General features: G+C 35.8%; 12 protein-coding genes and 3 pseudogenes. 8 read left to right on the top strand and 7 right to left on the bottom strand.

Annotated elements, in window-relative coordinates:
* Positions 1-167: 167 nt before the first annotated feature.
* Positions 168-875, bottom strand: a complete 708-nt coding sequence (locus tag RE409_RS10525; protein ID WP_053345525.1) for a cytochrome c biogenesis protein CcdA — start codon at positions 873-875, stop codon at positions 168-170.
* 258 nt (positions 876-1133) lie between these two features.
* Here RE409_RS10525 and RE409_RS10520 point away from each other — a divergent pair, with 258 nt between their 5' ends.
* The 7 genes and pseudogenes from RE409_RS10520 (at position 1134) to RE409_RS10495 (ending at position 8898) form a co-directional block, all read left to right on the top strand.
* The gene (locus tag RE409_RS10520) at positions 1134-1307 is read left to right on the top strand and encodes an aspartyl-phosphate phosphatase Spo0E family protein (protein WP_082527497.1); all 174 of its coding nucleotides are present in this window, start codon (positions 1134-1136) and stop codon (positions 1305-1307) included.
* 480 nt (positions 1308-1787) lie between these two features.
* Positions 1788-2510: a polysaccharide deacetylase family protein gene (locus tag RE409_RS10515; RefSeq protein ID WP_201225209.1), complete on the top strand. Its 723-nt coding sequence runs from the start codon at positions 1788-1790 to the stop codon at positions 2508-2510.
* A complete protein-coding gene (locus RE409_RS30660) occupies positions 2507-2716 on the top strand; it encodes an NlpC/P60 family protein (RefSeq protein ID WP_313889333.1) in 210 nt (69 codons plus the stop codon). Before RE409_RS10515 ends, RE409_RS30660 begins: the two co-directional genes overlap by 4 nt.
* A 734-nt stretch (positions 2717-3450) precedes the next feature.
* Positions 3451-3851: pseudogene (locus RE409_RS10510) on the top strand (DoxX family protein).
* Between the two features lie 526 nt (positions 3852-4377).
* Positions 4378-5308, top strand: a pseudogene (locus tag RE409_RS10505) (IS1595 family transposase); the annotation flags it as partial.
* A 150-nt stretch (positions 5309-5458) separates the two neighbouring features.
* Positions 5459-5950, top strand: a complete 492-nt coding sequence (locus tag RE409_RS10500; protein ID WP_201224939.1) for a DinB family protein — start codon at positions 5459-5461, stop codon at positions 5948-5950.
* Between the two features lie 1148 nt (positions 5951-7098).
* Positions 7099-8898, top strand: a complete 1800-nt coding sequence (locus tag RE409_RS10495; protein WP_309558931.1) for a laminin G domain-containing metallophosphoesterase family protein — start codon at positions 7099-7101, stop codon at positions 8896-8898.
* 305 nt (positions 8899-9203) lie between these two features.
* On the opposite strand, the gene RE409_RS10490 is transcribed toward RE409_RS10495, so the two are convergent.
* The 4 genes from RE409_RS10490 to RE409_RS10475 all read right to left on the bottom strand — a co-directional run bounded on the left by RE409_RS10490 (position 9204) and on the right by RE409_RS10475 (position 11740).
* Positions 9204-10328 carry an NADH-dependent flavin oxidoreductase gene (locus RE409_RS10490; protein ID WP_201224940.1) on the bottom strand — a complete coding sequence of 375 codons (1125 nt, stop codon included), beginning with the start codon at positions 10326-10328 and terminating at the stop codon, positions 9204-9206.
* A 128-nt stretch (positions 10329-10456) separates the two neighbouring features.
* On the bottom strand, positions 10457-10771 hold the full coding sequence (gene trxA, locus RE409_RS10485; RefSeq protein WP_098174818.1) for a thioredoxin: 315 nt from the start codon (positions 10769-10771) through the stop codon (positions 10457-10459).
* 57 nt (positions 10772-10828) lie between these two features.
* Positions 10829-11215: an IDEAL domain-containing protein gene (locus RE409_RS10480; protein ID WP_201224941.1), complete on the bottom strand. Its 387-nt coding sequence runs from the start codon at positions 11213-11215 to the stop codon at positions 10829-10831.
* 105 nt (positions 11216-11320) lie between these two features.
* Entirely contained in the window at positions 11321-11740 is a 420-nt protein-coding gene (locus RE409_RS10475) for an RrF2 family transcriptional regulator (RefSeq protein WP_056523814.1), read from the bottom strand.
* A gap of 310 nt (positions 11741-12050) precedes the next feature.
* Between RE409_RS10475 and RE409_RS10470 the strand changes: the two are divergent.
* Positions 12051-12611, top strand: a pseudogene (locus RE409_RS10470) (MsnO8 family LLM class oxidoreductase); the annotation flags it as partial.
* A gap of 620 nt (positions 12612-13231) precedes the next feature.
* On the opposite strand, the gene RE409_RS10465 reads toward RE409_RS10470, so the two are convergent.
* Both RE409_RS10465 and RE409_RS10460 read right to left on the bottom strand, forming a co-directional pair.
* Positions 13232-14218, bottom strand: coding sequence for a 2-hydroxyacid dehydrogenase (locus RE409_RS10465; protein WP_201181196.1), 987 nt, complete (start codon positions 14216-14218; stop codon positions 13232-13234).
* A 21-nt stretch (positions 14219-14239) separates the two neighbouring features.
* Entirely contained in the window at positions 14240-15538 is a 1299-nt protein-coding gene (locus RE409_RS10460; RefSeq protein WP_201181198.1) for an MFS transporter, read from the bottom strand.
* Between the last annotated feature and the right edge of the window lie 774 nt (positions 15539-16312).

Here is a 16312-nt window from a genome sequence, read left to right as displayed (position 1 = left end):
TGAAATGTAATGATAATTTTCAATAATAAGTATAGGATATCTGACTTAAGACCTAAAATCAAATGATTTAATGTGATAATTTAAGTAATTTTACACACGAATAGGTATAAAGAACCACAGACAGAATATCCTATTAAAATATTTTTAAAAATTAACTTATCCATGGACTAAAACCCAGTAAATCCCCCGAATAGTCTAGATAGGACTGCAATAATTTTGGTCATCCAATTAAAAAATAAAATCACGCCCATTAGAATCATTAAATATCCGCCAATTTTCATAATATATTGGCTGTATGTTTTAATCCATTTCAATTTTCCGACAAAGAAGGATAAAATGAAAAATGGTATGGCAAATCCTAATATATAAGCAGTCATATAGCTCATGGCCGCGCCTGGGTTGGTTGCACCTAAAGTGATGACAGCACCCAAAAGAGGACCTGCACACGGCGTCCATCCAGCAGCAAAAGCAAGTCCAATCAAAATCGAACCAATATATCCGCTAGGACGGTTTTTAAACTCGAAACGGCTATCTTTCATTAAGGACTTTGGTTGAAAGACCCCCACAATAAATAACCCAAAAATGATAATTAAAATGGCACCAATTTGACGAATTAATTCCTTGTAATTTGAGAAGAAAGAACCTAGATATGTAGTGCTAAACCCTATTGCAATAAAAACCAAAGAAAAACCTAGTAGAAAGAACAAAGTATGCAACATGCTCCTTCTTTGGAGCATGGCGTTCTCTGATTTAATCTCACCAACACTCATACCAGTGATATAAGATAAAAAAGCTGGGTATAGCGGTAAACAGCACGGAGATATAAAACTCAAAAAACCGGCTCCAAAAGCTAAGAAAATATTAATATCATTCAATAACCCTCACTCCTATGTAAGTACCTATAAACATTGTAACAAATAAGATAAAAAAATACATTTTTGGAACTGTGAATATTTCATGACAAACTCAAAACCAAATTACAAAAATTAGGTTAAACTGTTGTTTATTACCATTAAGGTAACTTATTTGAATTCATTAGACCAACCCTATATAATTGTTATATTCATACAAAATTTACAACTAGCTCATAAAAGGATACCTTAAGAATAGTTGGGTACAGGAAGGATATATAAATGGCGAAAAAAAATGAGTTTCTCGAACAGATTGAATTAAAGAGAAATGAGCTTATCAATATTGTCGCTAAAGACGGCTTAAACTCTAAGGTTGCGATAGAATATAGCCAGCAGCTTGATCAATTATTAAATAAGTATAATGAGCTCTTTTATAAAACTGGTATAGACTTTTAATTATCCCATTAATTTCTTACCAGTTTATCTCCTATTAATAATACTTCTTTCATTATATGCTTTTTGCTAGCAGTCATTCTCCCCCCTCTTTTATGTGTTCCCCTTCCAATTTCCACTTAGTAAATAATCACTTAAGTAACATTTTCTATAACCATTATCATAAAAAAATAGGCAACCGTCTTTGTAAGCTAAGGCCTATTTTTTGTTTCATTATAAGATATTACATACTTTCATGTTTCTATATCGAAATGGAAGTCAATTCGAGGATTGCCACAACAAGAATAACTGAGGATCCAGCTAAGATAGATGAATCTTCGGGTACAGGAATCATGAAACAATTGTTGTTTTCCCCTAATTTCTCTTTCCAAGAAGTAATTTGCTCATTTTAATAAAAAAAATTGAACTCCATATACTATGTCGTAAATACATGTACAGGAGGGCATTATTTTGAGAACTTTATTTTTGGCTTTTTCAGTTTTCATGCTTTTTTACTTTTACGACTGTAATTACATTCAAGCTACAACCGCTAGTCGGGAAGTTTACGAAAAAACAGGAAATGTTATTTGGGAAGGGAATACCCAGGAGAAAATCGTTGCAATAACCTTTGATGATGGCCCTCATCCTTCATACACCCCTCAAATCCTTGATATACTGGCCAAATATAATGCTAGAGCAACGTTTTTTGTTTCTGGTAATAAAGTGAAAAGTTATCCCGATATTTTAGAGAGAGAAGTAAAAGAAGGTCATGAAATTGCTAATCACACTTATAATCATATTTATGACAAAAATATGAGTGCTGTTTTATTATCCTCTGAATTAGATCAAACAGATAAAGTGATTTGGGAAATTGCCAAATATAAACCTTCTCTATATCGTCCTGTAGGAGGCTATCATAACGATTTAATCATTAATACAGCTGTTAACAAAGGGTTTAAAGTTGTTCTTTGGTCCTGGAGTCAAGACCCACAAGACTGGAAAAGACCTGCAGCTAATAAAATTTCGAATCATATTATTAAATCCTTACGAGCAGGTGACATCATTCTCTTGCATGATTGGACCGATCGTCCCCAAACTGTAAAAGCACTAGAAACAACTTTGGATTATTTATATAAAAATGGCTATGAATGTGTAACGGTATCTGACTTGCTATTTCGCTCAAATAATAGCTCACCCGGTTTATTTAGGACTTTTCCTATTGAATAAGATCCTTCCGAATATGTGGAGCAGGTCGATTACCAGAAGATATTGAAAAAGGTCATTTTGATTGCAGTGGATTCATATATGCCATGCTCAGACCGAATGGTATCATGTGGGCGATAGAAATTACAGACACACTCGTAAAACAAGGTAAACGAGTACCAGAAAAGGGCTTACAAGTTGGTGATCTAAATTTTCTTTTATTCTTATAAGAAGTTCTAATCAAACACCTTGGCTTGTGCTAATTAACCGTCTGAATTACTTCGATACTGTTGATAACGCTTTTTGTTTCTCTAGTGCTTTTCATTCTTTTCACATTCCATAAAATACGCTAGGATTCTCTAACGATGTATGCCTATGATGATGCACCCCTGTTCCCCTGGTGAAGATGGTATCGCTTTTAAGAACTAATGATTCAGCAGTTCCTCACAATTCTCATCTAATTCTTAATTTAGACTATATCTTCCTTTTCATGATGTTGTTATAGTACCCCTGCTAAAGAAAGATCTAGAATACATTATATTATTGGGAGCATTCAATATTTCCATCAATTTTTCACTAGAACTGAAAATGATTGACAAAGTCTCCCCTCTATCTACTATCTACTATCCTTTATTCTTTTTCATCGTTCCTGAACAATTTTTCCTACAAGCTGTTTCGAGGCTTTGGAACAACTAGTTTATGGTTTTATTTAATAATGACTAGTTAACGAATACAGCAAAAAAAGTGTGATAAAAGATTTTTCTAAATAGCCCCCTTGAGTTTAGTAAATAATATTATCGCGCTAAAATTATGTTTGACAAAAAGATAATAAACTATTATCTTTAATTAAAGATAATTTAATTCGAGATAATGTCCAAAGATTCGTTATTTATTAATGTAAATATTTTTTTCATATATATCTCGAATCAAAGATATCTAAAAATATTTCCAGGAGGAATTAAATATGATTGGAATAGGTTTATTAGTTATACGGGGGTAATAATTGGTTTATCGTTTGTAGGACACGGTGCACAAAAACTATTTGGCTGGTTTGGAGGTTATGGTTTAAAGGGCACCGGCGGCTGGTTTGATTCAATTGGTATGAAGCCGGGAGTTACAATGGCTCTATTTGCTGGTCTATCAGAGCTTATTGGCGGTGCTTTATTTGCTTTAGGTCTTTTTACACCGCTCGCAGGTATTTTAATTGCCCTTACAATGCTGGTTGCTATCGTTAAAGTTCACGGAGCAAATGGCTACTGGTCAACTCAAAATGGCTATGAATATAATCTTGCCATCCTTGCCGTTGCGATTGGTGTAGCGATTACAGGAGCTGGCCAATACTCACTTGATGCCCTATTATTTTAGCTTCTGTTAAAGTTTTAAGTAAATGTAAAGGTAAGATAACGAGAAAAGTAATTATCAACAAGATACTGTCAACAGAAAAGCCTTACCGATAAAGTGTTTCCTAATAAGTACAGGTATTAGATGGAAAAATAAAAGAGCATCGTATATTCGATGCTCTTTTTAACTAGTTAAATTGTATATAGTTTAAGAGTCATTTTGTTACCGTAAATGGTCACAAAGTATAAGCGAGATTAAAAGAGACCGAAACACTAATGATCTTTTGAAGTAGTAGCTTTCACTTTTTCCCTTTAATATTCGATAATCTAATAAAAACACCAAGACCCGCAAAGAAAAAGCCTAAACATAATAGGCTTCCTGGACTGCCCCATACTATTTCGTGTATCATATTGTTCCTCTTTTCTATATGAATATTTTACCATATTACTATAACATTCACATTAAAATCAAGTCAATATATTCCAATAAAGCACCCTTTAAATTGAAGTTCTTGACAAACTCATTAGGGAGTGCGGGAGAAACATAGTCTGTATTCACTGATGTATCAGAACAGAAACACAAAGACGGCTACACCTGCACCCATTGTCAATCCACTAATGTCATTCGCTTCGGTAAATATCAGGTATAAACTACAATCAATACCATTGAACGTCAAAGATACCGCTGCAAAGAGTGCGGTAAAACATTCACAGATATGACGAACACTCCTCTTCACAGAACTCATATTCCTAGTAAATGGCTTCAGTTCATCGAATGTATGATTGAAGGGTATTCCCTTCGGAAATCAGCTAAACTCATTGGTGCTCATTATGTGACGCTTTTTTATTGGAGGCATAAAATTCTAACTGCATTGAAACAGATGGATTTTGAACTTTTCGAAGGCATAGTAGAAATGGATGAAACCTATTTCCTCTATTCAGAGAAAGGAAAACGGAATATCCAAGGTCGAAAACCAAGGTTACGCGGTGGTAGTTCGGAGCTTAGAGGAATAAGTAAGGACCAAGTATGCGTTCTTGTAGCCAGAGACCGCCAAAAGAGAACGTTTTCCAAAACAATAGGAAAAGGGCGTATTATAAAAAAGAGTTTGGACGAAGCGTTAGGTTCCAAGCTATCAATACAAAATGTTCTATGCACGGATGTTTGGTGGGGTTATGACTTATGCCAAAGAAAAAGGAATTGAGCATCATCGCTTTAAAGCAAATGGTAGGGAGCGAGTTAAAGGGATTTATCACATCCAGAATGTAATAAATAGTTATCACAGCCGTTTAAAGAGCTGGATGGAGCGTTTTAATGGTGTAGCGACTAAATATCTAGACCATTATTTGAGCTGGTTCCAATTCTTAGACACCATCAAACATATAAAAGATAACTTTACGATAACCAAAATGGTTTTAGACAGTTGTTCTTTCTCAGTTAACACAACTTATGATAAACTAAGATTATCAGAATTTTCCAAATAACAGAACGTTCATTGTTCCGTTAAAGGGCCAGTTTAATTGAACAAGGAATTGGCATGACACCTTAATTAGTGAGCTATCTACAACACGCCGCAAATGAATTTTGACCAAAGGGATTATCTATTAAAGGGATTAAAGTGGAGGGAATAGAAAATGGATGTAAAGACACTTTTGTTACAACAATGGGCAAGCTGCTTAGATGAAGAAGACTGGTTTCCACCACTTGAAAAAGTGCTAGAGGATATTACTTTTGAACAGGCAATTTGGAAACCAGTTGAGGGGGCAATGAATTCCATTTGGGAATTAGTTTGTCATTTACTTTTCTATAAAAAGAGACTTCTGATGCGATTTCTTGGTGAAACAGTGAATGAACCCCAGGCAGAAGATAATGAATCTACATTTAGATTACCAACTGAGACGTTTCAAAATTGGAAGGAAACAAAACAAGAATACTTTTATGTTCATCGTGAACTTGAAAAAATACTAGCAAAATCAGAACATGAAGATATGTATAGACAGATCCCTGGAGAAAGATCATTAGTGCTTGAACTGAAGAGTTTAGCATTGCACGACGCATATCATATTGGGCAAATTGTATTCCTAAGTAAAATGCAAGGAGCTTGGGCAGGGAAACGCAGTTTTTAAAAAAGCTTCATTAGCTTTACAGTTATTCCATTATAGGGGGCTTTAATGGAATAAGAACGGGAACGTCCAAATCGGACGTTCCCATATTTTATACCTGAAAAACAATACTACTTAACAAAGCCTTTCTTTTAAATGATTGTAATAAGCTTCATTTGTTTCAACTTTCGTTCCTGGTTTGAATGGCTGCATCCCGTCATCTCCTCCTCTTCATTTATTTTGTTTAGTGATTACAAACAGATCATTCATTGATTATGTAATACACTCTATGGCCTTTTTGTATTTAACCATTATTCTTTTTCTCGAACGTGTACTATGTATCACAATCTTTTCAATATATTCTAGAAAAGTGTCATTCGCTAACTGTACTATTGGACTACCCTCGACTTCCTCTCTTAATGGATCAATAATGTTGCAAACCAATTCGTTTAGATACGACATTACGCTTGTTACCTGAAGCAGAAAAAATAACCAATTGTTATTTTGCTTTTTTTGTACATTATATTAACAATTATGATTAAGAGGGTTTGCAAAGATATATATAACAATGAATACCTTTTTCCATTAAAGAAGTTGAACGATTAAGAGTATAGAAATTGTAAGGATATAGGAATTAAGCAGAGAATCCATAATGCATTGAACTTCTAGGCTATGCACTATTCATTCTTTACAATAAGAAAACGGAGTGGGGGAATAACCCGCTCCCTGTTTTTGCTTCTAATTATTTTTATTTATATTATTTATATCCCTGAATGATAGATGGCAGTTTGGTGCATCTTAGCCATTAAACTTACTTATTTTGTAATAAAAAATCAAATCAAATGCTAATTTGACTTCTTATATTTTTCTTCCAAAGCTGCAACTAAATTTGATATTAAATTTCTCTATATTTCTTTATAATTCCTTGTCTCCTTTGACTTTCTTCTCATCACCTGTCTTTTTTAATCCTATAGTTTTCATTATTTTATTCATTCCATCTAATAAGTTATAAAGAACTAAGTGGACTATCACAGATGGCAGTAAAAAGCAGAACCTTCTGAACCAGCTTTTTTTTTTTACAAAACGTTTACTTATTTTCATAAAAGAATAAATTTATAATTGATATCCTTTATTATGTTATAAAAATTTAATGAGGTGAATGTTTTATGAGAATGAAAAAAGCATTTATTGGTTTATCGCTCTTATGTATGATTGCTCCTGGTTTTGCTAATTCGGCAGCTGCCTCAAATTCTGTTGCTGAAAAAGATCGAAGTAATATCGTGGCAGATTGGAAATTTTCGAAACAACATGTGAAAAGCGGTTCAATCGATAAAGGCAATTTAATTATTGAAGATGCAAGTAAACAAGGAAATGATTTAGAGTTAGTAACGATTGGAGATCAAGCCACGCCAGAATTAAACAATATGATTAAATGGTCTGAAGAAGATTATCATAATCAAGAAAAAGTTGATAGCTTGCAATTCGCTAATTACAAAAATGCCCCTTCAGGAAGATATTTCAAAACAATAAAGGAAGCACCTATTAATAAGGAGCAATTTGATAAAGGATTTACAATCGAGGCTGTAATTAAATTACCATATAATTTTGAAGACCGTTTACATAGCTGGATGGGAATTTTAACAAGACAAGGGCAGGCTGCTGATCTTAATAAAGTGGAAGGCGAGAAAGAAATCCTTACTACATTATCTATATCTAGTGATAAAGAAATTCAATGGACAAGTCATCCCTCTAATCTAAACTATAACGTGGGAAACTGGTCTCGTTCTTTAAATGCTGATGAATGGTATCATTTGGCGGTTGTTAATGACGGTAAAACGACCACTTTAACTGTAAATGGCATTAGTGATTATGGAAAGTCAGAAAAGGTAGTAGGGATTGCAGCTGTAGAAGGTAAAGGCTGGAATATCGGGGCATCTGAGTGGGGAAATGAATTAGATGCACTATTTGCAGGTAACATCCAAGAAATACGAATTGCTAATGAGGCTTTGACTGAAAAAGAATGGCTTGTTCAAGGTGCTCGAGACGATGAACCATTCAAAGGAACAAATGATAGAATTCCATTTCTAACAAACAAAAATAATTATAATTTTCTTTTTGTCCCAGATACGCAAAAATATTCTAGCCAGAATCCAGAGATATTTAATAGCCAAATGAATTGGATTGCAAAAAACACTAAGAAGAACAATATTGTAATGAACACATTTGTTGGAGACATTGTCGATAGTAATTCAAAAGTGCAATGGCAGAATTCCCTCAGAGCCATTTCCTATATAGATAAAAAAGAAATTCCTTATATGATGGCGGCAGGGAATCATGACTATGCTGACGGAGATCCATTCTTAACATATTATGGACCGCAACGTTTTGCGAATAAAAAATACTATAAGGGCTCTTCTGATTCGGGATATGGCTCTTATGCAATTGTTAAAGCAGGAAGCTATGAATACTTAGTCTTAATAGTTGATATGAAAAATCTTCAAAAAGACTTGCAATGGTCAAAAGATGTTTTAAATCAACATAAAGATAAACCGACTATTATCGTTTCTCATGATGTTATTTATCCTGAGGTTGAAAATAATAAAACTGTTGCCGTTGAGTCGACTAACGGCCGACTGATCTGGGATGAACTTATAAAGGATTACAACCAAGTGTTTATGACGGTTAATGGACATTATTTTGGGATAGCACACCAAGTCAAACAAAACGCAGCGGGGAACGATGTCATTCAAATGCTAGTCAATTATCAAGCAAATTACCGAGGAGGAAATGGCTGGCTGAGACTTGTAGAATTCGATGAAAAGAAAAACAAAATGTTTTTCCGTACTTACTCGCCTTTTGTAGATGAAATGCCAAAGAAAGAAAAAACCTATATCGATTATAAATATTTAACAGATGAAAACAATCTATTTGAATTAGATTTCCATTTTAAAGAGAGATTTAATTTCAATTAATCAAATATGAGGATAACTCATAAGAACTAACTTCCCTAAGTAATCATATAGCCTATATTTATTTCCTGCCGCTATAACAGCCTGAGGAGATTGTTTGTTTTGAGTTATCCTTATTTTTATATTAATTCTAATTTTTTGTCCACACTATACTTTTTGGCACAATTTCAATAATGTATTGGGGATAATTTCTGTATAAAAAATCCCTACTCTCATCTGGGTTTCCGCTAAACAAAAAGGCTGTCGAGTATTTACGACAGCCTTTTTGTTTAGCTATATGAATTGGTAACTCGGTATACCACTATGCTTTATTCAACACCTGGAAACCATCCTGGAGAATTGATAATCACTTGCCATAATGGATCTGGAATATCCAGTTGCTGCTGATTATTCTTGTTTATTTTAGTAACAATTTCTGTTTCTCTGCCTTGCTCCACTTTTTGAACCCAGTCAGGATCAATAATGAGTTCACGGGCTAATGCGATTAAAGGAACCCCTGTTTCAAGAGCTTTGATCGCATCATCTGCTGTATAGATGGAACCGACACCTATGACAGGAACTCGATCCCCTACACGATCTTTTATGATTTCTATTCGAGGACGGTTAGCCTCGGCTCCTCGTCTAGCTGTTGACCAGAAATCCATTAATGAAACATGAAGATAATCAAGATCTTTTTTTGCCAGGGCATCTATTAATACCAGTGTATCATCCATAGTGATTCCAGGTGTTTCTGGCTCCTCTGGTGAAAAGCGATATCCTACAATGAACGGCTCTTTGGCATGTTTAGCAACTGCCTTTTTCACTTCATCTACAACTGCTATTGGAAAAGTTAGACGTTTTTCTAGACTTCCACCCCACATGTCTTCTCGACGGTTAGAATGCGGTGAAAAGAATTGCTGAAGTAAGTATCCATTGGCACCATGAATTTCGACACCATCAAATCCTGCTTCAATAGCACGTCGAGTGGTTTCTCCAAAATCAGTAATAATCGATTTAATTTCTGTTTCAGAAAGTGGACGTGGAACAGGTTTACCATCGCCTTGTGAAGGAATATTACTGGCACTTACAACATCGCCATTTGGTACTAATTCAGGTGGAACCTCGCGGCCGCCATGGAAAATTTGTAAAATTGCTTTTGCCCCTTTCGCTTTAATCGCTAACGCTAAGCGTCGTAAGCTCGGAAGCAAATCATCCCGATCACCGCCAAATTCACCATGAAATCCTTTACCATTTGCCGTGACATAGGTACATGCTGTAATAACCATACCCACGCCGCTTGACCTGCGTTCATAATAGTTAATTTCAGCATCGGTAACTGTACCGTCAGGATTCGAAGAGAAGTTTGTCATTGGTGCCATAACCAATCGATTCTTTAAATGTACCTCTTTTCCTAAATTAAACGATTCAAATAATGGTGTAAATTTAGAATTCATTAGTTGTATTCCTCCATTTTAATTATGTTATCTCACCATGTGACAGGTATTGGTTAAGATTGGCTATATTTTTTTCTTGTGCAGTGGAATGAACAGATCCAGGTAATAACTTGTATATCAGAATCAAATTATGCATGCTTTGCAATTAATTCTGTTAAAGCTTCTTTAGGCTGATAGCCTACTACCTGATCCACTATTTCTCCATCTTTGAAAAGAATAAGTGCTGGAATACCCATGACTCCATACTTTCTTGTAGTATCTCCATTTTCATCTACATTAAGCTTAACAATCTTAACTTGATCACCCATTTCAACATCGATATCATTAAGCACTGGCGCAATCATTTTACAAGGTCCGCACCAAGGAGCCCAAAAATCAACTAACACTAAACCTTCTTTAATTTCACTAGCAAAAGTTTGATCTGTTACATGCATTATTGACATAATCATTTCCCCCTCTAATATTATCCATTAAAATATCAATCTATATTTTTAATTACTTTATCTATTTACATCCAGATTTCCAATCCTATTTTCTGGGATAAGAACCTCAGATTTTCTAGTAATCATTTTTGGATGTTTTTTAATAGATGCTAATTTTTCGGACAATTCCATAAACCACGCCTCATCTTTTGAAAGTAAGGCCAAATCAATTAATGTTAAAAGATGAGCTTCGTTACTAATTGATAAATCGGGAAGCTTTTCAGTCCATTTACTTGGAATCCAAATCGATTTTCCAACCGCTTTTTCATTGTCACTTTCCACCACATTCACTTTTACAATTTCTCGATTAGAGTTAACTATTTCAACAAAGCCGTGGATAAGTTCTCCTTCTCTGGACCTTCCCTGTACCCAATCCCCATTTTCAAATCGAATTTTATCGGCCATCTCTATAAATACACCCCTTAAATGTTTAGTCACAGTTCAATTTAAAAGCTTTTAACTGTAAAAATAAAATATACAGTAAGCATAAAAGAAAAAACTAAATCAATATCAAGGACATTGTTTAATTTTTTCCAAAAAAGTGCTAAGGGTAATATTCTCTAAATATTTTTCAAAATATAATTCAGCTTCATCGAATATTTGATCCATAACCATCTGGGTATTAGACGATATAACACATTTTTTTTTCGGATCACCTGTACACCAATTTGGTTTCAGGGTTCCATGTGAGACTGCAATATAAATATCAGCCAAACTTATCTCTTGAGGGTTACAGTCAAGAATATAGCCGCCGCCCACACCTTCTTTTGTCTTAACAAATCCATTATTTCGTAAGCAACTCATCATTTTACGTATTCTAGCTGAGTTTGTACAAACGTTTTCTGCGATAGACTCACTGCTTGCCATATGATCTGGTAAATATGCTAAATAGACTAAACTATGCACAGCTATTGTAAAATCACTATTCACTTTTTTCGCATCCTCCTCAAGAAGATTACTGTAATTTTAATATTTACAGTTAACTATGTCAACTAAAAAACTCACTAATGATTATCTCTATTTTATGCCTAACTTTATTTTATCAGGTTTTTATTTAATCAAATCGTTTTTTTTTGAAACAATAAGAACAACTGTTAGAATGTTTTTTTGTTTCGGGGGGCTAAATGAGTAACACCCTTCCATCCTCCGAAACATCAAGTTTTTTTATAGAAAGAAGTTGAATTTATTGAGTGACTCTAATAATATTCGTTCGAAACGAATAAAAGATATTCCCTTTTCCATGCGATCTTTCTCCCATTGTACTTGGAGGAAATCCTGCTCAATCTTAAAGAAATACACTTAATCTTGCAAGACATGTGAGAACTTAGGGTATAATCGTTTCTGGCTGGCTGAACATCATAATATGCCCTTTATCGCTTGTTCCGCTACATCGGTAGTGATTGGACATGTAGCAGCAGGTACTTCAAAGATTCGTGTAGGTTCAGGAGGAATTATGCTCCATTAGTTATTGCAGAACAATTTGGAACGCTCGAATCCTTGTTTCCTGGTCGAATTGATTTGGGACTTGGGCGAGCTCCTGGTACTGATCAACGTACTGCATATGCTCTAAGACGTGTCCGTCAAATTAATGGTCAAGAGTTTTCAGAACAACTGGCAGCGTAATCCAGCTTTAGCTTCTGAAAAAATGTATGTAAAAGCTATACCGGGAAATGGCTTAAACATTCCGATTTGGTTATTTGGCTCTAGCGGCTTCAGTTCGCAACTAGCTAGGATGCTTGGATTGACTTTTGCGTTTGCAAGCCATTTTTCCCCTGAAGGAACACTCCCTGATCTAGAGATATAAGCTTTTTTCTCAATATCCGCAACTATTACGAATAACTAATGATGGAATTAGAGAATTTGTCTACTACGTATTTCATTCTTTTCATTGATCATCTCCTTCGAAATCTTCTATGTTATTTTTGAGAATAATGCTTGATGCAACAGACAAACCTACTCTTATTAATTTCGTTTAATCAATGATTAATATTGCCCTCATGCAAAAAAAAATACACCATTAATAAATCATGGTGTATAAGCAAATATCTTCTTTTAATGCTTTACTACAATTATTTACCTACTAGACTAGATTAGTAGCTGGAAGGTTCCTCTGTCCAATCAGAAAAAATCATTTTATAACACCATCTAAAGTCTTCTCATTATTTGCTGATTTATCGATTTTTTCAAGGTGGACCAATTTGTTCCAACATTCGAGAAACTTAGAAAAACAGTATTTCTCATTAATCATTACCGTGATCCTTACATGTAATAAAGAGCCGGGAAGATCGTTTAAAACGATGCGTAATAAATTGGATATATTTCAAAAATCCCAAGTGGCCTAATAGATTGGATAATAAATGGTATGAGAGATACCTGTGAGGACATCTCCTATTTCCATTTTGGTGCCTTGCACCAATTTTACTATTTAAGTGGCTGAAGTCCTTTCAATTCAGGAACGACATTCACTATCTCCCTTCCTGTAACCGCTGCTACAAGGTTCTTCGCCGCTAGCATAGCCATATCATATCGTGTTTGATGAGTAGCTGAACCTATATGCGGCAGTGTTACCACGTTTGGCATGGTTAAGAGCGGATTGTCAGGCGCTACGGGTTCCTGATCAAATACATCCAAACCAGCTGCAAGGATTTCCTTATTTTGCAGTGCTTCGATTAGGGCCTTTTCGTCCACCGTCTGGCCGCGTGATGTATTAATAAAGATTGCAGATTTTTTCATCAGTGCGAATTGCTCCCGTCCTATAAGCTTCTTCGTCTCAGGGGTATAAGGGACCATTAAAAGAACGAAATCTGATTCCCGCAAAAGGTGCTCTAGAGAGGCATAGGTTGCACATACCGTTTCCTCTACTTCTGGTTTTCTTCGCCGGTTATGATACAAAATCTCCATGTTAAAACCGAATTTCCCTCGTCTTGCAATAGATTCTCCAATCCTACCCATACCTATGATGCCCAATGTTTTTCCATGAACATCAACGCCAAAGAAGGGTTCATCGCCTTTACTTCCCCACTTGCCGTCCTTTACAAGCTTGTCCAGTTCTGGAAGGCGGCGGGCTGCTGAGAGCATTAAGGCTAAAGCTAAATCGGCCACGGTTTCATCGAGCACATCCGGTGTATTCGTACCGATTACGTTTCTCTTTTTCATTGCCTCTAGATCATAGTTGTTATAGCCTACTGAGATATTGCTGACAGCCTTTAGGTTTGGTGCATGGTCCAGAAATTCATCATCAATTTTTTCCCCGGTGATGAGCAGTCCGTCAGCATCGGAAATTTGCTTTAACAGCTGGCTTCGGGTAATCGGTTCAGGGCCATTCCATTTTTCACACTGGCAATACTGCGAAATATATGCTTCCACCTCAGCCGGTACTTGTCTTGCTATATACACTTTTGGAATCAATTTATGTCCTCCTTCGTTACACTATTCTTGAATAGGATGTTTTACAATAAACCAATAACAGATTGCGGCGCATCCGGCGATTAAACCGCCAGATATAAAGGCAAGGGAGTAAGATCCAGTTGCATCCACAATCATGCCTGCCACAACGGGGGAAAAGGCTCCACCAAAATAACCGCCAAAATTCTGAATGGCACCTACGGAAGCAACCATAGAAGGAGGGGCAATGTCACCAGCAAGTGCCCACGCACTACCTGTAATGGCAGAAATAAAACAAAGAGCAAGGGTCAGTAATGTTAAGGTAATAGCGAGTCCTTTGACAAGCGGAACTGCACATACAACAATGGCGGCCGAGATGGCACATATACTAATTAAGGCACGCTTTGCTTTAATAGGTGTAGTAATTCCCTTGTCCACCCATTTTTTAGTAAGATATCCTCCGAAAATATTACCAAAGATTCCGCCAAGCCAGGGGATACCAGCATATATACCCATTTCTTTTAGTGAGACATGATGGACATCGAACAAATAAAGGGGCAAGAAGACAAGGAAAATATTCCAGATCCAGATGGTACAGAAGAAGCCCAGAATCATTCCCCATACGCTTCGATATTTAAATAACGAACCCCATTTGATTTTTGATGATTGAATGCCTTGCTCCACTCCACCTCCTTCCGACTTAATGTATTCAAATTCCTCCTTGGATAGTCTTTGACTTTTTTCAGGATTTTTATAAAAAATCACAAAACCGATCGCGAATATAATGCCGATCACACCAGTTATATAAAACAGTGCTCTCCACCCAAAAGTCACCATAATGAAAACGAGCAGTGGCGGTGCAATGGCTGGGCCCCATTTGGACGAAGAATCCCAAATTCCAGTCGCCAAGCCTCGTTCCTTTTTAGGGAACCAATACGATGTGATCTTAGCCATCGTCGGAAAACAAGGTGCTTCACCTACTCCAAGTAAAATCCGTACAGCAATAAATGAACTCATTTTATGAACAGCTCCCGTTAAAATGGTCGCACCACTCCACCAAATAAGCGCGATTGTATACACCTTTTTGGTACCGAACCGATCGATCAGCCAGCCGGAAGGAAGCTGCATTAATGCATAACTCCAAGAAAAAAAGGTTCCCAATAACCCGATTTCGGTTACGCTTAGTCCGAGTTCTTTCATCATTTCAGGAGCTGCAATGGAGAGGTTAGCCCGATCTAGATAGTTTATTATTCCTCCGATCAATAACCAGATGACGACGGTCCAGCGAAATTTCCGGCCAATATTTAATGGCTTTTCTTGCTTTGTTTCTATTCTTGCTTCCATACCTTATCCCTCCTTGATATTTAAAACGCCATAATTGGCAGCGCTTCCAAAATAAGAAAAAGCCAGAGCTAACGCTTGGATAATATGTATATACAAGGAGGTTTTTGTTTTATAATATAAAACCCGGTTTTGGAATTGCAGCAAAAAATAAACGAATAATTCTTTTTATTCTGTAAAATATCGTATTATGATGATGGATGATTGTCAATCTTTATTCTTATTTTTAGGATTATATTCCCAGAAAAGATTTTATATCAATGGGGAATTGATCGCCCATTTTTACTTTAAGTGATAATTGTTTATAAACTAACTAAAATCACAATCCATTTCACCTCTAGATACTTTCTCTACTACCGGTAGGGCATAGCCTGGATAAGAAAAAGGCATGATTAGAGCATATACCGTAAGGGAAACTGTCATGGAAATGTCTGAAATAGGATCCTTCACTCCGCGCAAAAGTCGGAAGGATTCAAAGCTCAAAGAAGATCATCTCTCTCTAATTGTAAAAGAGTGGCCATAGTAAATCCATGGATGTATTATTATTCCGAAATAAGCATTCTTTGCAAAATTAAACTACATGTCTGAACACGTAGCATAGGTGTTCTTTCTATTTCTCAGCCCCGTGGGTTTATTTCAACTTGTAGATGATGCCTATATGCTCAAACAATTCGGAAAGAAAGCATCCAAAAACCTTTTAAACGGTTAGATTATTCTTTCCTGCCTCTTATTAAAACAAAAGATTCACAAAAGAATGGATTGGGTACAATATGAACA

It is taken from the genome of Peribacillus sp. R9-11 (genome assembly GCF_031345095.1).
GTDB lineage: Bacteria > Bacillota > Bacilli > Bacillales > DSM-1321 > Peribacillus > Peribacillus butanolivorans.
Note: the sequence above shows the minus strand (reverse complement) of the source record. Positions and strands in the feature narration are given on the sequence as shown.